Genomic DNA, 18,803 nt, shown 5'->3' with positions numbered 1-18,803 from the left:
GGGAGTCCTCCCGGACGGGGCGGTCGTCGGTGAAGCAGGAAAGGTCCCGACCGCCGCGCTGACGCGCGGCGGCTCGGCCGCGAGGCCGAGGGGAATCCCCCTCGTTCACGAGGGGGAGGAAGTCAACCAAGCCCTCGAACTGCTGGGGCAAATCGCCGACGGCAATCTGCAATTGGAAGTGGGCCTGGGCGGCGGAGCCGGCGCGCTTGTGCACGCCGACGCCAAGTCGAGCCGTATCAAGCTGCGCCTGGAAGCCGCCCGCGGGGAGCTGGTCAACACCTACGAAGCCGTGCTCGCGCCGGCAGTGAACGACGAGCTTGTCTTCCGGCACGAGGCCGTCGAGTTCCACGACCGCTGCACGTCCGCGGAACCGGTGAAAGAGGTTCTCGGTCTGGGCCACCGGGAGTCGCTGCTCGCCCAGGCAGGAGAAGAGACATCGGCCTCGGTGGCCGGGTTCACCCGCGAAGTCCTCCGCGGTTGCCGGGTATTCCATTTTCAGGACACCTCGCGGCAGGCGCCGGTCAAGCAGTCCGGCTACACCTCCGATACGGAGATGCTCCACCCCGACGCCCGCAACCTGGCAGCGTTCCTGATGCGCCTGAAGGAGGTGTCGCCGATCGCCTACAAGGACATCGTGCGCACGGAGCGGCCGTTCCTGAAGGTCGCGGGGGTGAACGAGTTGGCGTTGACTGCGCGTTGTGGCGTTGCGTGGCAGGTGTGCGGCCGTCCGCCTAGGGTGAGGGCGGACGGCCGTGTGGGAGGCGGTGTTTACGGCTTTCCCGGGTGGCCGCCTATGCCCCATTTGGTGGCTGGGGTGCCGGAGAGCAGGATCCAGGTCTGTTCGCGGACGGATTCGCCGAGGGCGGCTACGACGGCTTCGGTGATGTTGGTGATCAGGGCCTCTTCGGTTTCCGGGGTGAGGCGTTCCTCGTACAGCTTGACTTCGATGAACGGCATGGTTCGGCTCCTTGGTCGGGCGGTTCAGCGGGTGGTTGCCCGGAGGCATGTGCGCAGGGTGTCGGTCAGGTAGTCGAGTTCGGCGTCGGTGATGCCCGGGTGGCAGGGCAGGTTCACCTGGTGGTCGAACCATGAGCGTTCCGCCACCGGGCATTCGCCGGGGCCGTGGCCTCGGGCTCGCCATTCGGGGACGAGGTGGAGGGGGAAATAGCGCAACTGGACTTCGACTTCGTGGTGGTCCAGCAGGCGGACGACGTCTTCGCGGGCGGCGGGGTCGTTCACGAAGAACGTGTACAGGTGGTGGGCGTGGACGTCTCCCGGGGCGGCGCGGTGGGGGCGCGTTGTGTCGGGGAACTCGGCGAGGATGTCGTCCAGGCGTTCGGCGATCTCGCGGCGGCGGCGGGTGAGTTCGGGCAGGCGGCCGAGTTGGACGACGCCGACGGCCGCGGCTGCCTCGGACATGGTCGCGTTGGTGCCTGCGCGGCGCACGCGCGTGCAGGTGCGGCGGTAGACGTCGTCCGCGTAGCGCATCCACGGCAGGAGTGCCGGGGGAGTGGTCTGCGGGCCGGCGTACGGCAGGGACTCGTAGTCGGTGTCGTTCGACCGCACGCGGTCGAGGCGTTCGGCCCAGTCGTCGCGGTCGAAGGTGAGCATGCCGCCCTCGCCGAGCGTGGTGATCGCCTTGGACCCGTGGAAGCTGAAGCATCCGATGTCGCCGAGCGCGCCGGGGCGTCGTCCCCGGTGTAGGGCGCCGAGGGCGTGGGCGGAGTCCTCGATGACGACCGCTCCGTGGCGGTGGGCGAGCGGCACGATCTCGTGCATGCGTGCCGGCAGCCCGCCGTAGTGCACGAGCAGGACAGCGGCGGTGCGGTCGGAGATCATCCCGGCGAGGGCTGTCGGGTCCATGTTGAGGGTGTCCGGTTCGACGTCGCAGAACACCACGTCGGCGGGCAGGTCGAGCAGCGGTTGGGCGGTGGCCTGGAACGTCTGGGGGGTGACGATCACCTGGTCGCCGGGCCGGAGGTCCAGCAGGCGCAGGGCCGTTTCCAAAGCGACGGTTCCGCTGGTCACCGAAATCGCGTGGCGTACGCCGATGTGCTCGCGGAATTGCTCCTCGAAACGCTTGCGCCAGATTCCCTGGGTCAATGACGCATCGCTTTCGATGACGGCCGAGACGGCATTCGACTCGGCCCGTCCGAGAATGGTCCCGCGGGTCGGAAAGGATATTTTCATGCGCGCGGAAAAACCTCCTGGTGGTGGGGGCGAAACGGCGCCCTGATGGTTCTTATCGGCAGCTCATAGCGTCTGACCTGCTGCGGACTCGGTGAGTGGTGAATTTTTTGGGCAGGGTGGATTGCCTCTCCGTACTGAATTCCGAGAGTTGACATCGCCGCACGAAGGTCTATTCAATATTGCCGTTCCCGACCCCGCCGAATCCGGAGAAGACATGAAATTCGGGCTGACGTTCTTCCCTGTCCTCGCGCCTTCCGAGCGTTCCGCCTCGGACTATTTCGACGACTGCCTGCGGCTGGCGGAGGTCGCCGACGAGCTCGGGTTCGAGCATGTGCAGACCGTCGAGCACTACTTCTCGGCGTACGGCGGCTACAGCCCCGACCCGGTGACCCTGCTGGCCGCCGTGGCCGCGCGGACGACGCGCATCCGGGTGGTCACCGGGGCGGTGGTCCCGGCGTTCACGCACCCCGTGAAGCTCGCCGGGAAGCTCGCCATGCTGGACAACCTCGCGCACGGGCGCCTCGATGTGGGCTTCGGCCGGGCGTTCCTGCCCGAGGAGTTCGCGGCGTTCGGTGTGCCGATGGCCGAGAGCCGGTCGCGCTTCGCCGAGAACGTCGAGGCGTGCCGTCGGCTGTGGGCGCACGAAGACGTGGTCTGGAAGGGCGAGTTCAGCTCGTTCGGGCCGGTGACGATGCTGCCGCGCACGGTCCAGCGACCGCACCCGCCGATATTCGTCGCCGCCACGACGAGCGAGGACTCGTGCGCGGCGGCTGGAGCAGCCGGCCACCACCTCCAGGTCGTTCCGTCGGTGACGTCGACCGAGGGCCTGAAGGCCATGCTCGCGGCGTACCGCAGCGCGCGGGCCGCCGCCGGGCACGCGGGCCCGGGGCGTGTGCAGATCAAGTACACGTGCTACCTCGACGAGGACCGCGGCGCGGCACTCGCCGCCGGCCGGCGGTGGGAGGCGAACTACATCGAGAAGATGAGCGCCGCCGTCGCATCCTGGGCCGCTCCGGGGGCCGGCGGGGGCGACTACCCCGGGTACGCCGCACTGGTCGACAAGGTCAAGGCGTACGACTTCGATCGCGCGCTCGCCGACAACAAGGTCCTGGCCGGGACCGCCGCCGACGTGACGCGGCAACTGGACACCGTCGCCGACTGGTTCGGGCCCGACCTGTCGGTCAGCCTGCAATTCAACCCCGGTGCCACTGCCCTGGACCGCGCCGAGGCCTCCGTGCGGCTGTTCGCCGCGCGGGTCGCCCCCGCCTTGGCCGGGCGCTGACCGCGAGCCACCCCTTTCCGCAGACAGGAGCAGGACATGAGCAGCATGGACGCGGACGTTGCCGTGATCGGACTCGGCGCGTGGGGTTCGTCGGCCCTGTGGCGGCTGGCCGCACGCGGAGTCGACGTCGTCGGCTTCGAACGCCACGCCCCCGGACACGCGTACGGCTCGTCGCACGGCGGCAGTCGGATGTTCCGCACGGCGTGTCTGGAGCACCCCGGCCTGGTCGACCTGGCCCGGCTCTCCCGCGAGCTGTGGCGCGAACTGGAGTCGGCCTCCGGGCGCAAGCTGTTCACCGCGTCCGGAGGCCTGTTGGCCGGTCCCCGGGACGGGCACCTGGTGCCGGCGGCGCTCGCGGTGGCGCGGGCGCGGCGCCTTGAGGTGGACGTGCTCGACGCCGGCGAGCTGCGCCGCCGGTTCCCCGCACACGCCGGAATCGGCGATCGCGACGCGGGCGTGTGGGAGGTCGGGGCGGGGCTGGTGCGGCCCGAGGAGACGGTGCGGGCCGCGGTCGACGCCGCCGTGGGTGCGGGGGCCCGCGTGTATGCCGACACCCGTGTGATCGCGGTCGAGCCCGGTGCGGGGGACGTCGTCGTACGTACGCCGGTCCGCGAGTTCCGGGTGCGGCAGGCCGTGGTGACCGCGGGCTCGTGGCTGTCGGCGCTCGTGCCCGGCCTTCCGCTGGAGGCCGTGCGGATGCCGACGACCTGGTTCGCGCCGCTTGTGGGCCGCACCGGTGACTTCCGGCTCGAAGAATTCCCGGTCTTCATACGGGAGTTGGGCGACGGCACGAGCCTGTGGGGGCATGGCAGCGAGCGCGACGGCGACCCGGTGAAGCTCGGATTGGAGGACGGCGGCGGGACGTTCGACGTCGTCGATCCCGAAGCGCTGGACCGGTCGGTGCACCGGCGTGACTGGGCGGGCGCCGCCGAGCGGCTTCCGGCCGCGTTCCCCGGTCTCGATCCCGTGCCGGCCCGGGCGGAGGTGTGCCTGTTCACGCGCACGCCCGACCGGCAGTTCGTGCTCGGCCGACCGGACGGCCACCCGCGCCTGCTGGTCGGCGGCGGGTGCAGCGGCCACGGTTTCAAGCACGCGACGGGGATCGGCGAGGTGCTCGCGGCGCTCACCGTCGGAGAGAAGCCACCGGTCGACGTGGGCTTCACCGACCCCGACCGTTTCACGGCGTAGGTCGGGCCCGACTCGGGGGAGGGGGCTCGTGGCTCGGCCGGGGTTGTCGGAAGCGGTTCGGGTTGGAGGGTACGCCGCTCGGTCGCGGTCGCTGGAAGCGTTCGGAGCCCAAGTCTTCGTGGCTCGGCCGTGGGTGTCGGCAGCGTCCGGGGTCGGGGTGACTGCCCGGTCTTGGACGCCCCGAGCGCCGTCGCGCGGCCCGCTCACCGTCCCGCCCAGGACGCTGCGAGCGCCTTCTTGTCGATCTTGCCGACCGGCGTCAGCGGCATCGCGTCGACGACCACGACCTCGTCGGGGAGCTTGTACGCGGCCAGGCCACGTTCCCTCAGGAACGCCGCCAGGCAGCGTGCGGAGGGCGCCTCGTGGCCGGGCCGGCACACGACGAAGGCGACCGGGCGTTCGCCCCACCGCTCGTCCGGCAGCCCCACGAGTGCGGCGACGGCTATGCGGGGGTGCGCGGACATGTGCCCTTCCACCTCGGTCGCGGCGATCTTCTCCCCGCCGCGGTTGATCTGGTCCTTGACGCGCCCGACGACCACGAGGTGCCCGGACGGGAGCTGCCGTACGACGTCGCCCGTGCGGTAGAACCCGTCGGGGGTGAACGCGCCGGCGTTGTGCTCGGGCGCGCGGTAGTAGCCGCGCAGCGTGTACGGGCCCCGGGTCAGCAGTTCGCCCGGTTCTCCGGGCGGCACCGGCGCGCCCGCGTCGTCGACGACGAGGATCTCGTCGGCGGGGCTGCCGGGCCGGCCCTGCGTCGTGGTGACCAGTTCGTCGGGATCGTCGAGCGCGGTGTAGTTGAGCAGCCCTTCGGCCATGCCGAACACCTGCTGGAGCCGTACGCCCAGCGTCGGTTGGATGCGGCGTGCCAGGTCGTCGGCGAGGCGCGCGCTGCCGACCTGGAGGACGGCGAGGCTGGAGAGATCGGGCCGGGTCGCCGCGTACTCGTCGAACCAGTGCGGCACGAGCGGCGGGTTGACGGCGGTGATGGTCACCTTCTCGCGCTCGATCAGCGCGAACGCGGTCTCGGGTGCCGGGGAGGGGGCGAGGACGACTGTGCCGCCGACCAGGAGCGTGCCCAGCACGCCGGGGCAGGCGAGGGTGAAGTTGAACGCGATCGGCAGGACCGCGAGGTAGACCGAATCCGCGTCCAGCCCGCACGCCTCCGCGCCGGAACGCGCGTTGTAGGCGTAGTCGTCGTGGGTGCGCGGGATCAGCTTGGGCAGCCCGGTCGTGCCTCCGGACAACAGCAGGATCGCGAGGTCCGACGCGGCTACATCGGGGTCGTCGTACGCGCCGGCGTCGCGGGTGCCGAGATCCGCCAGCCGCGTGTGTGCGCCGGGCTCTCCGGCGACGATGACGTGGGCCAGGCTCCCGCAGCCTTCCTCGTCGCGCACCTTCGACGCCAACTCCCGGTAGTCGAAACGCTGGTGGCGATCGGGGACGACGTACGCCACCGCGCCCGCGAGGCGCACCAGGTGCGCGATCTCGGCGCGCCGGTGGCCGGGCAGCGCGTGCACGGGGACCGCGCCGATGCGCAGCAGTGCGAACCACACGTGCACGAATTCGGCCACGTTGGGCAGTTGCACCACGACGCGGTCGCCGCGCCGCAGCCCGAGGCCGCGGAAGCCGTGGGCGAAGCGGTCGACCGTGTCGTCGAGTTCGGCGTACGTCCAGCGGCGGTCGCCGTCCACGAGCGCGGTGCGGTCGGCATAGGTGTCGGCCCACTCACGCAGGCGGGCACCCAGCGTACGGCCCTCCCAGTAGCCCTTGGCTCGGTACTGCTCGGCGTACTCGGGGGGCCAGCCCGGCCACTCCTGGTTCACAACGGTGCCTCTCGATCGGGTTTCACGGGACGTCACATGCCGTACGCCACACCGGGGTCGGCCGGGGTGGTGTTCGTCTGCGGCATGTGCTTAGGATGTGAATACCCGAAATGAAAGTCATTTTCAATTGCTCGGGAGCCTGCCGGCGGGCCGCCGGCCAGGCGGCTCCACCGACCCATGAACCCGCCCGGACGAGGCTCCGGAGCGGGGTGTGGATGACCGACGAAGGGGAGCGCACGTGCCAGACGAGCGCCAGACCATCCATCCGGACACCGTGCTGTGCACGGTCGCCGCCGCCTTGCGCATGCCGGAGACGGAACTCACCGCAGACGACGACCTGTTCGCCCTGGGGCTGGACTCACTGACGCTCATGCGCCTGGCCGGCGGCTGGCGCCGTGCCGGCATCGCCGTCACCTTCGAGGACCTGGTCGAGCGCGCGACCCTCGCCGACTGGTGTCTCCTGCTCGCCGAACGGGCCGCCGAGGCGGGCGGACACACCGCGCCACCGGACCAGGCCGCCTTCGACGAGTCGGCCCCGTACCCGCTCGCGACCATGCAGCACGCCTACTGGGCCGGCCGCCAGGACGGCCAGCCGCTCGGCGGCGTCGGGGCGCACTTCTACACCGAGTTCGACGGCACCGGGCTCGACCCGGACCGACTCGGCGCCGCACTGGACGCGCTGACGTTGCGTCACGGCATGCTGCGCGCCCGCTTCCACGAGGACGGGACCCAGGACCACCTCCCGTCGGCCCCCGGCCGCCTGATCGTGCACGACCTGCGGGGCCTCGACGCGGACGGAGCCGACGCCCGGCTCGCCGACCTGCGCGAGAGCCGGTCGCACCACCGCATGGACCCGGCCGCGGGCGAAGTGCTCTGCGTCGCCTTGACGTTGCTGCCCGACGGCCGCCACCGCCTGCACGTGGACCTCGACATGATGGCCGGCGACGCGGTGAGCCTGCGCATCCTGCTCGCCGACCTGCACCGGCTCTACACGGCACCCGACGAGCCGCTGCCCGCCATCGGCGTCAGCTACGGCCGCTACCTCGCCGAACACGCCGCCGCCCGTGCACCCGAACGCGAACGCGCCAGGCAGTGGTGGACCGAGCGTCTGTCCGACCTTCCCGCACCACCCCGCCTGCCGACCGTCGTCCCGCCCCTCACCCCCGTCCACGCGCACGACACCGCGCTCAACCGCACCAAGCGGTTCCATCACTGGATCGACGCTCAGGCCAAGGCGGAACTGACTCGCCGAGCGCGGAAGTTCGGCGTCGGGCCCGCTGCCGCGCTGGCCGCCGCGTTCGCCGAGGTGATCGCCGCGTGGAGCAGCGAGCCGCGTTTCCTGCTCAACGTGCCGCTGTTCGACCGGCAGCCGCTGCACCCCGATGTGGCCCACCTCGTCGGTGACTTCAGCAGTTCCATCCTGCTCGGCGTCGACACCTCCGAAGCGATCCCGTTCGCCGACCGGGCCCGCATCGTCCAGGAAGACCTGCGCGCGGGCGTCGCGCATGGCGCGTACGGAGGCGTCGACGTGCTGCGCGACCTGTCACGCGCGAACGGCGAACCCGTCCTGGCACCCGTCGTGTACACCAGCGCGATCGGCCTCGGCGAGGCGTTCTCCGACGACGTGCAGGCCGTGTTCGGCAAACCGGTCTGGATCATCTCGCAGGGCCCGCAGGTCTGGCTCGACGCCCAGGTCACCGAACTCGACCACGGGCTCCTGCTGAACTGGGACGTACGTCACGCGATGTTCGCCTCCCAAGTCCCCGAAGCGGCCTTCGCCGCCTACCGCGACCTGGTCCGGTCCCTCGTGGACGGTGACGACGCGTGGCGCACACCCGTACCCTCGCTCGCCCCGCCCGCGCAGCTCGCGGCCCGGCCCGCACCGCAACCCCGTGTCGCGGCCCCGCGCACCCTGCACGAGCGGTTCTTCCGAATCGCCGGCGCCGAACCCGAACGCGTGGCCCTGATCGACGCCGACACCGAACTCACCTACGGGCAACTCGCCTTGCGCGCCCGGCGGATCGCCGCGCTGCTCGCCCGCAACGGCGTACGCCCCGGCGACACCGTCGCGATCACCCTGCCCAAGGGGGCCGACCAGGCCCCGGCCGTCCTCGGCGTCCTCGCGGCGGGCGCGACCTACGTGCCCGTCGGCGTCGACCAGCCCCCGCACCGCCGCGCGGCCATGCACGATGCCGCACGCGCCCGGGCCACCCTCACCGACGACGCGCACACCCACCTCGCCGAAGCCGTCCCCGGCACCACCGTCGTCCGCATCGCCGAAGCGGACGACGAACCTCCCGCCCCCCTCGCCTCCGCCACCCCGGACGACATCGCGTACGTCATCTTCACCTCCGGATCCACCGGCGTCCCCAAAGGCGTCGAAGTCCCGCACCGCGCGGTCGCCAACACCATCGACGCGGTGGGGGACCTGTTCGGAATCGGGCCGGACGACCGCACCCTCGCGCTGTCCGCGCTCGACTTCGACCTGTCCGCGTACGACCTGTTCGCGTTCCTCTCCGTCGGCGGGTCGGTCGTCTCCGTCGACGAGGACCACCGCCGCGACGCCGCGCACTGGGCGGAACTCGTCCGCCGGCACCGCGTCACCGTCGTCTCGTGCGTGCCCGCGCTGCTCGACATGCTGGTCAGCGCCGCAGCCGACGACGGCCGGGCGGACGGGCTGTGCGACAGCCTGCGCCTGGTCATGCTCGGCGGCGACTGGGTCGGCCTCGACCAACCCGCCCGGCTGCGCGCGCTCGTGCCCGGCTGCCGGTTCGCCGCGCTCGGCGGCATGACCGAAGCCGCCGTCCACTCCACGGTCTTCGAGGTCACGAACGTCGACCCCGCGTGGCGGTCGATCCCGTACGGCGCACCGCTCCCCGGCACCCGCGCCCGCGTCGCCGACGCACGCGGCCGGGACTGCCCCGACTGGGTCACCGGCGAACTGTGGGTCGGCGGCGCCGGCGTCGCGGCCGGATACCGCGGCGACGCGGAGCGCACCGCCGCGCGGTTCGTCGAGCACGACGGCGACCGCTGGTACCGCAGCGGCGACCTCGCCCGCTACCGGAGCGACGGCGTCCTGGAGTTTCTCGGACGTGCCGACCACCAGGTCAAGATCCGCGGCCACCGCATCGAACTCGGCGAGGTCGAGGCCGCGTTGGAGAGCCATCCCGACGTCGTGCACGCGGTCGCCACCGTCGTCGAGGGAGCGGCCCGGCGGCTCGCCGCAGCCGTCTCGGCGCCCGGCCCGCGCACTCCCGACGCCGGCGAACTGCGCGCCTGGGTCGGCGAACGCGTCCCGCCGTACATGCTGCCCGACCCCATCCACATATGGGACGCCATGCCCCTGACCGCCAACGGCAAGCTCGACCGCCGCGCGGTCCACCGCGCGGCCGAACGCGCCGAACGCGACCGGTCCGCAGAAGGCGCAGCCCCCGAAGGAGCGGTCGAGACCGCCGTCGCCAAAATCTGGGGCGAACTCCTCGACGTCCCCTTCGTCGGCCGCGACGACGGCTTCTTCGAACTCGGCGGCGACTCGCTCGTGGCCACCCGCATGCTCGGCCGCCTCCGGGCCGCCGGGATCACCGGAGCCCGCGTCGCGTCGGTGTTCGCCACCCCGCGCCTGCGGGACTTCGCGACCTCGCTGAGCCTCGGCGACCTGCCCGCGAACCACCCCATCGCGCCCGAACCCGCCCGGCGCCACGAACCGTTCCCGCTCACCGAAGTCCAGGCCGCGTACCTCAGCGGTCGCGCGGCATCCTTCACCCTCGGCAACGTCGGCACGTGGCACTACACCGAGTTCGACGACACCGACGTCGACCTGGCCCGCATGGAGAAGGCGTGGTGCGCCCTCGTCGCCCGCCACGACATGCTGCGCGCCGTCGTCGAACCCGACGGCACCCAGCGCGTGCTCGCCGACGTACCGGACGTCACCATCCCCGTCGTGGACACCACCGCGGAAGGGGCCGAACACGCCCTCGCCGAGCTCCGCGCGGAAGGCTCCCACCGGGTGCTCGACCTGGGCCGGTGGCCGCTGTTCGACCTGCGTGCCGTGCGCTACCCCGGCACCGACGGACGCCTGCGCACCCGCCTGGCGATCGGCTTCGACTACATCGTCTTCGACGCCCTGTCGATCATGACGCTCTACTCGGAACTCGACCGCCTCTACACCGACCCCGCAGCCGCCCTTCCTCCGATCGACGTCACCTTCCGCGACTACCTCACGCAGGTACGGCCCGACCCCGACGACGAGCGCCGCGCCACCGCGCACTGGCGGCAACGCGTCGCCGAACTGCCGCCGCCCCCCGCACTCCCGCTCGTCAAACCCCTGTCCCACGTCGAGTCGCCGGCATTCACCCGCCGCACCACGCGGCTCGCACCCACGCGCTGGAACGCCCTGAAGGACCACGCCCGCCGCCACGGCCTGACCCCGTCGACCCTGCTGCTCGCCCTCTACAGCGAAGTCCTCGCCGCCTGGAGCGGCACCGACGCGGTGACCGTCACCCTCACCCTGTTCAACCGCCGCGAGGCCCACCCCCACATCAACCGCGTCCTGGGCGACTTCACCTCCCTCGCCCCGGCCGGCTACCGCCGGGCTTCGGGCGCCCTGTCGCCGGCGGCGGCCGAACTCCAGCGCCACCAGGCCGAAGACCTCGACCACCGGGACGTGTCGGCGGCCTGGCTGCTCCGCGAGACGGCCCGGCACCTCGGCGGCGAACTCGCCGCGCCCGTCGTCTTCACCAGCGCGCTCGGCGTCGGCGACGGCGTGTCCATGGACCTGTCCGACGGGTTCCCGGCCCGCCTGTGGGGCGTCTCCCAATCCCCGCAGGTCTGCCTCGACAACCAGGTCACCGAGGAAGCGGGCGCCCTGTGCGTCACCTGGGACGCCGTCGAGGAACCCTTCGCCGAAGGCGTCCTCGACGCCATGTTCGACGCCTACCGGCGGCTGCTCGACCACGTCGCCGACCACGGCCCCGACGCGCCCCTGCCGGACCTGCGCCCCGACACGTCCCGAGCCGTACGCGCCGACGCCAACGCCACCGACACGGACATCCCCGCCCGCCCCCTGCACGCCGGGTTCTTCGAACAGGCCCGGCGCAACCCCGACAACGTCGCGCTCGTGCACGCCGACGCGGCAGGCCGCGGCACCGCCACCACGTACGGCGAACTCGCCGACCGGTCGCTGCGCATCGCCGCCACGCTGCAACGACGCGGGATACACCCCGGCGACCGAGTCGCGGTCACCCTCCCCAAGGGACCCGAGCAGATCGCCGCGGTCCTCGGCGTGCTCGCCGCGGGCGGCGCCTACGTGCCGGTCGGTCTCGAACAGCCGCCGCTGCGCCGCCGCCGAATCCTCGAAGTCGCCGACACAAGCGCCGTGTTGGACCGCGAAGCGGCCGAGCACGCGACGCGGGCCGAGCCACTGGCCGCTCCGGTGGCGGTGAACCCGGACACCCTCGCGTACGTCATCTTCACGTCCGGCTCCACCGGCGAGCCCAAGGGCGTCGAAGTCAGCCACGCCGCGGCCTGGAACACCATCGCCGACGTCAACGCCCGACACGGCGTCGGCCCCGGCGACCGGGTGCTGGCACTATCCGCGCTCGACTTCGACCTGTCGGTGTACGACATCTTCGGACTCCTCGCAGCCGGCGGAGCGCTCGTGCTCCCCGACGAGGAAGACCGCCGCGAACCCGCCCGCTGGCGCGAACTCGTGCGCGAGCACGGCGTCACCGTGTGGAACACGGTCCCCGTGCTGCTCGACATGCTGCTCGACGCCGACCGGAACGCCTCCGACGTCGGGGCCCTGGCCGCGCTGCGCGTCGCGCTGGTCTCCGGCGACTGGATCGGCCTCGACCTGCCCGCGCGGCTGCGCACGGCCACCGCGGCCCGCTGCCGCTTCACCGCCCTGGGCGGCGCCACGGAGGCGGCGATCTGGTCCAACGCGTACGACGTGCACGCGGTCCCCGCGCACTGGGCGTCGATTCCGTACGGGCGCCCGCTGGCCAACCAGCGCTACCGCGTCTGCGACACCGCCGGACGCGACGCCCCGGACCTGGTCCCCGGCGAACTGTGGATCGGCGGCGCCGGTGTCGCGCTCGGCTACCGGGGCGACGAGCCGCGCACCGCCGAGAAGTTCGTCCACCACGACGGCACCCGCTGGTACCGCACGGGCGACCTCGGCCGCTACTGGCCCGACGGCACCCTGGAGTTCCTGGGCCGCGCCGACGAACAAGTCAAGATCGGCGGCAACCGGATCGAACTCGGCGACGTGGAAAGCGCGTTGCGCAGCCATCCCGCAGTCGCCCGAGCCGCGGCGGTCACGGTCGGGGAGCGCGGCGCGGCGACGCTGGTCGCGTTCGTCACCGCCGAAGCCGAGAGCCGATCGGCCGATGCCCTCACCGACATCCTCACCGGATGGCTCGTCGACCGCCTGCCGCCCTACGCGGTCCCCACCCGCATCACCGTGCTGGACGACCTGCCCCTGACCGCCAACGGCAAGACCGACCGGGCGGCGTTGCGCGCCCGCGCCCGCGACGCCGTACCACCCGACACCGCCGCCGACCCACCGCAAAGCGGCGTCGAACAGGCACTGGCCGCACTGTGGGCCGAACACCTGGGCGCAGCACCGACGGACCGGCACCTCAACTTCTTCACCGCGGGCGGCGACAGCCTCACCGCGATCCGGGTCGCCGCCGCCATCGAACACCGATTCGGCGTACGCGTCCCCACCCGCACCTTCCTCGCCGCACCGACCGTGGCCGCGCTCGCCGCACGCATCGCGGCACACACGGCGGCCGACGCGGCACCCGACTACGAAAACGGGGTCTTGTGAACACCACCGACCTGCTGGCCGAGTTCGAGAAGGCCGGAGTCACACTGTGGGCCGAGGACGGCGGTCTGCGGTTCCGGGCGCCGCGCGGCGTCATGACCGAGGAACGCAAGGCCGTGCTCCGCGCCCGCCGCGACGAACTCATCGCACACCTCGCATCCGCCGAGACCCTGCGCATCACCCCGGACCCGGCCGCACGCCACGAGCCCTTCCCCCTCACCGACCTTCAGGCCGCCTACCTCGTCGGGCGGGCGGACGCGTACGAGTACGGCGGCATCGCCTGCCACGCCTACCTCGAACTCGCGTACCCCGACCTCGATCCCGACCGGGTCGCCGCCGCGTGGCGGGAACTCGCGCAACGGCACGACATGCTGCGGGCGACCGTCCACCCCGACGGGTACCAGCAGGTCCGGCCCGACGTCCCCGACCCGGTCGTCGGAGTCGACGACGTACGCGGCCAAGGCCCCGCAGCGGCGGCGGAAGCGGTGGCCCGCACCCGGCGCAGGCTCTCGCATCGCCCAGGGCGCGCGGACGGGCCCGCCCACCTCCTGCACGTCACACGCGGCGACGACGGCGCCACCCTCCACCTCTCGGTCGACCTGCTGACCGTGGACCACGCGAGCCTGCGCATTCTGCTCGCCGAGTTCCACACCGCGTACACCGCGCCGGGTACACTCCCGCCGCCGCCGAACGTCGCCTTCCGCGACTTCGTGCTCGCCCGTCGAGCCCTCACCGAGACCCCGCGTCACGCCCGCGACCGCGCCTACTGGCTCGACCGCATCGACCACCTGCCGCCCGCCCCCGAACTCCCCACCTCGGAACCGTGGGCCGCCACGCGGGACACCCCGGACACGCCCAGGTTCACCCGCATCGAGACCGTGCTCACGGCAGCGGAGTGGACGAGTTTGAAGGCACACGCGTCGGTGCGCGGCCTCACCGCTTCCGGGGCGCTGCTCACCGCCTTCGCGGAAACCATCGGCCGCTGGAGCCGCAACCCGGCGTTCACGCTCAACCTGCCGGTCGTCGACCGTCCGGCGATCCACGACGAAATCGAGTCGGTGGTAGGGGAGTTCACGTCGGTCGAGCTGCTCGCGGTGGATCTTGAGCCGGATCAGTCGTTCGCCGAACGTGTCCGGACGATCACCGCGCAACTGCTGGACGACCTCGCGCATTCCTCCTTCGGCGGCGGCGATGTACTGGCCGAGATCTCCCGCCGAGCCGGCGCGCGCACCCTCATGCCCGTGGTGTTCACCAGCGCCCTCGGCGGAGCAGCCGCGTCCGGTGTGGTCCACGCCGTGACCCAGACGCCGCAGGTGTGGATCGACTGCCAGGTCATGGAGCGCGGCGACACCCTCGCGCTGTCGTGGGACGTGCGCGACCATGTGCTGCCCGACCGGCTCGCACAGGAAGCCTTTGCGGCGTTTGCCGCGCTCGTCGGCCGGCTCGCCCGGGACGAGACCGCGTGGGACGTCCGCGCCGACGTTCCGCTGCCGCCCGCCCAGGCCGCGCTGCGCGCGAGGGTCGACGACACCGCCGGGCCGGTATCGGACGCACTGCTGCACGACGCGATCCTCGCCCAGGCACGCGCCACCCCGGACGCCGTCGCGGTGCAGGCCTCCGACCGAGAGCTGACATACAGGCAACTGCTGGAGCAGGCAAGGGCTGTTGCCGCGACGCTGAGCCGCCTCGGTGCGGACGGCCGGGTGCCCGTCGGCGTGCACCTCGACAAGGGCTGCGAGCAGATCGTCGCCGTCCTCGGCACGCTGCTGGCCGGTGCCGCGTACCTGCCCGTCGACACCGCGCAGCCCCCGGCGCGCCGTGACACGATCCTCCGCGACGCGGGCGTGCGCCTCGTCCTGACCCGCGACGACCTTGTCGACGCGTCGCCGCTCCCGGACGGCGTCGCCGCCGTTGCGGTCGAGTCTGCCGCGGAGGGGGCACGGGAGGCATCGGACTCCCTGCCGGGCTCCCTGCCGGAGAGCAGCGTCGAGCCCGACGACCTGGCGTACGTCATCTACACCTCCGGCTCGACAGGCACGCCCAAGGGCGTCATGATCAGCCACCGCGCCGCACTCAACACCGTGCTCGACATCAACCGCCGCTTCCGAATATCGGCCGGGGACCGCGTCCTCGGCGTGGCCGGTCTCGGCTTCGACCTGTCGGTGTACGACATCTTCGGCCCGCTCGCGGTCGGCGGCACGCTCGTCCTCCCCGACGCGGACCGCCGCGGCGACCCCTCCCACTGGGCCGAACTCGTCGCCGCCCACGAAGTGACCGTCTGGAACTCGGTGCCCGGCCAACTCCGCATGGTCCTCGACTGGTTGGGCCAGGACGGCACCGCACTGCACAGCCTGCGCCTGGCCCTGCTGTCCGGCGACTGGATCCCGGTCACCCTCCCCGGCGACGCCCGCGCGCTCGTCCCCGGATTGGACGTCGTCAGTCTCGGCGGGGCCACCGAAGGCGCGATCTGGTCGATCTTCCACCCGGTCGGGGACGTCGACCCGCGCCGCCCGAGCATCCCGTACGGCCGACCTCTCACCAACCAGGTCGTCCGTGTGCTCGACCACCGGCTGCGCCCCCGCCCCGACTGGGTGCCCGGCGAGATCCACATCGGCGGCACCGGCGTCGCCGACGGCTACCTGGGCGACCCCGAACGCACCGCGGAACGCTTCGTCACCCACCCCGAAACCGGCGAACGCCTCTACCGCACAGGCGACTTGGGCCGCATGCTGCCCGACGGCGACATCGAGTTCCTGGGCCGCGAGGACGCGCAGATCAAGATCCGCGGCTACCGCATCGAACTCGCCGAGGTCGAGGCCGCGGTGCAGAACCACCCGGCCGTCGGCGGCTGCGCGGTCGTGGTCGACGACGACGGCAGCGCCGGCCGGCGCCTCGCGGCGTTCGTCGAACCGGCGCGCGTCGAACCGCCCGTGACCGGACGGGCCGACCCGGTCGCCGGCGCCGCCGCGCGGGCGGTCCGGGAGGCGTCGGCGGACATCGACGCCGACCGACTCGGCGACTTCCTCACCGCCCTGGACGAGGCGGCACTGGGCGTCATGACCCGCGCCCTCACCGACGCCGGCCTGTTCACCGACGACGGTGCCGCATTGTCCTTCGACGCGATCTGCGCGGGCCTCGCCGCCACGCCGCGCCACCGGCACCTCGTCCGCCGCTGGCTCCGCGCGCTGACCGACACCGGACGACTGCGGCACACCGCGGGCGCCTACACCGCACTGCGGACGGTCTCGGCAGACGACCTGTCCGCCGCCTGGGGACACGCCGCGGAACTCGAACGCGAAGTCGGCTGGAGCAGCGGTCTCCTCACCACGATGCGCACGTGCGCCGACCGCGTCCGCGAACTCGTCAGCGGCACCGCCGACATCCGCGACGTCCTCTTCCCCGGCGCGGCGACCGACGCCATCGAATCGGCGTACCGCGACAACCTCGCCATCCGCCACCTGGGCGGCGGGCTGGTCGCCGCGCTCCGCGCCCTGGCGGCCGGACACGTCGGCGACGAGCGCCTGCGGATCCTCGAAGTCGCGGGCGGCGTCGGCGGCGTGACCACACGACTCGTCCCCGCACTCGCCGAGTTCGGCGTCGACTACCTGTTCACCGACGCCTCGCCGTTCTTCGTCGCCGAAGCCCGCGAACGCTTCGCGGACCACGCGTGGGTGCGCTTCGGCCTCCTCGACATCACCCGTGACCCGCGCCCGCAAGGCCACCAGCCGAACAGCTTCGACGTCATCGTGTGCGCCAACGCCCTGCACGCCACCCCCGACGCGGGCGCCGCACTCGGGCGGCTGCGCGAACTCCTAGCCCCCCAAGGCCGGTTGGCCGTCGTCGAACACACCCGCGACCAGCACTACCCGCTCATGGTCTCCATGGAATTCCTCGAATTGACCGGCCCCGCATGGACGGACCTGCGCGCCGACAGCGGCCAGTCCTTCATCACCCGGCCCCAGTGGCTCGGCCTGCTGGCCGAACACGGCGTACGCGACACGGTCGTGCTGCCGCCCGACGACGACCCCATGACCCGAACCGGCCAGGAACTCTTCCTCGGCACCGCCAAAACCGACCGCGCCCGCGTAGGCCCGGCGGAACTCGCGCGGCACACCGCAACCAGGCTGCCCGAATACATGGTGCCCTCGGCCTTCCACCTCGTCGACGCCCTCCCGCACACCGGCAACGGCAAGGTCGACCGCGCCCGCCTCGTCTCCTGGCTGCCCGCTCAGGGCACCGCCCCCGCCGGGCCCGCGCCGTCCGCGGAGCCCGCCGACGACCTCGAACGGCAGCTCGCCGACGTGTGGCGCGAACTGCTCGTCGGCCAACAGGTCGGCAGGGACGACGACTTCTTCGCCCTCGGCGGCGACTCCCTGCTCGTCGCCCGCATGGTGGGCCGGCTGCGCGAACAGATACCCGGCGCGGCCGACCTGGAATGGGAGTCGGTGCTGCGCAACATGCTGCTGCTCCCCACCGTCGCCGGGCTCGCCGCGTACCTGCGCAGCGCCGGGGACGTCGAGCCCGCCCGACCCGACGCGGCGCCGGCCTCACCGGTCGTCCATCTGCACGGACCCCCGGCCGGGGGCCGGACGGCGACCGTGCTCGTCCACGCCGGAACCGGCACCGTGATGCCCTACCGCGCGCTGATCACCGAGATACGCCGCCGCCCCACGAGCGAGAACACCCTGCTGGGGCTGGAGATCCCCGCCCTCGACCACTATCTCGACGCACCGCCCGCCGGGCTGATCGAGACCCTGGCCGCCGACTACGCCCGCGCCCTCGCCGACACCGGCGCGACGCGGTTCCACCTGGTCGGGTACTGCCTCGGCGGCCTGATCGCCACCGAAGTCGCCCGCGGACTCACCGAATCCGGCGCCGATGTGGCGAGCCTGACCGTCATCAGCAGCCACAGCCCGCGGTTCCGGCTCGACGACGAACTGCTGTCCGAATACTCGTTCGCCGTCATGATGGGCATCAACCCGGCCGACCTCGGCTTCCCCGCCGACGAGAACGCGGTCGCCGCCGCCGCGGACGCCGTACTCGCCGACAGCCCCGGAGTCCTGCGTGACGGCGGCCTTGCCGCCCTGTCCGGCGAACACGCCGACGTGGCGGCCTGCTTCCGCGCACTCGGCGCCACATCCCGGCACCAGCGCGTGGCCCGCATGTGCGAGGCGGTGCCCGCGTCCGCGGGAACATACGAACACGACCACATGACACGGCTGTTCCGCACCTTCCGGCAGAGCGTGTTCGCGATCACCCGCTACGAGCCCGAGCCGTACGCCGGCGACATCACCTTCCTGCGGCACAGCGGCGCGTACCCGTTCCCCGGAAGCAGGGACGCCGTCACCGCGCACTGGCAGGACCTCACCCTGGGCGACCTGCGCATCCTCGACATCGAAGGCGACCACTTCAGTTGCCTGTCCGTCGACCACGCGCCCGGCGTCCTGGGGACCCTCGACGACCTGACCGAAGGGGCGGTCACCCGATGAACGCC

The 18,803-nt window shown here is 72.4% G+C and carries 6 protein-coding genes and 1 pseudogene; 5 read left to right on the top strand and 2 right to left on the bottom strand.

The features are described 5' to 3' along the window. A pseudogene (locus ACRX5W_RS30420) lies at nt 1–1,030 on the top strand (hypothetical protein); the annotation flags it as partial. Here the strand turns inward: ACRX5W_RS30420 and ACRX5W_RS30415 are convergent. Then, complete coding sequence (locus tag ACRX5W_RS30415) at nt 982–2,190, bottom strand: DegT/DnrJ/EryC1/StrS family aminotransferase (protein WP_436791597.1); 1,209 nt, start codon at nt 2,188–2,190, stop codon at nt 982–984. The pseudogene ACRX5W_RS30420 and the gene ACRX5W_RS30415 overlap by 49 nt on opposite strands. A 214-nt stretch (nt 2,191–2,404) precedes the next feature. Between ACRX5W_RS30415 and ACRX5W_RS30410 the strand changes: the two genes are divergently transcribed. Then, nucleotides 2,405–3,472, top strand: a complete 1,068-nt coding sequence (locus ACRX5W_RS30410) for an LLM class flavin-dependent oxidoreductase (RefSeq protein WP_436791596.1) — start codon at nt 2,405–2,407, stop codon at nt 3,470–3,472. Nucleotides 3,473–3,508: 36 nt separating this feature from the next. Then, the gene (gene solA, locus ACRX5W_RS30405; RefSeq protein ID WP_436791595.1) at nt 3,509–4,660 is read left to right on the top strand and encodes an N-methyl-L-tryptophan oxidase; all 1,152 of its coding nucleotides are present in this window, start codon (nt 3,509–3,511) and stop codon (nt 4,658–4,660) included. Nucleotides 4,661–4,863: 203 nt separating this feature from the next. Here the strand turns inward: solA and ACRX5W_RS30400 are convergent, their stop codons facing one another. Next, complete coding sequence (locus tag ACRX5W_RS30400) at nt 4,864–6,483, bottom strand: (2,3-dihydroxybenzoyl)adenylate synthase (protein ID WP_436791594.1); 1,620 nt, start codon at nt 6,481–6,483, stop codon at nt 4,864–4,866. Nucleotides 6,484–6,721: 238 nt separating this feature from the next. Between ACRX5W_RS30400 and ACRX5W_RS30395 the strand changes: the two genes are divergently transcribed. Beyond that, nucleotides 6,722–13,312, top strand: coding sequence for an amino acid adenylation domain-containing protein (locus ACRX5W_RS30395; protein ID WP_436791593.1), 6,591 nt, complete (start codon nt 6,722–6,724; stop codon nt 13,310–13,312). Continuing rightward, nucleotides 13,309–18,798 carry an amino acid adenylation domain-containing protein gene (locus ACRX5W_RS30390; RefSeq protein ID WP_436791592.1) on the top strand — a complete coding sequence of 1,830 codons (5,490 nt, stop codon included), beginning with the start codon at nt 13,309–13,311 and terminating at the stop codon, nt 18,796–18,798. The genes ACRX5W_RS30395 and ACRX5W_RS30390 overlap by 4 nt, the downstream gene beginning before the upstream one ends. Nucleotides 18,799–18,803: the final 5 nt, after the last annotated feature.

The organism is Yinghuangia sp. YIM S10712 (genome assembly GCF_051388935.1).
In the GTDB taxonomy this organism is placed as follows: Bacteria; Actinomycetota; Actinomycetes; order Streptomycetales; family Streptomycetaceae; genus Yinghuangia.
This window is presented reverse-complemented; position numbering and strand designations above follow the sequence as displayed.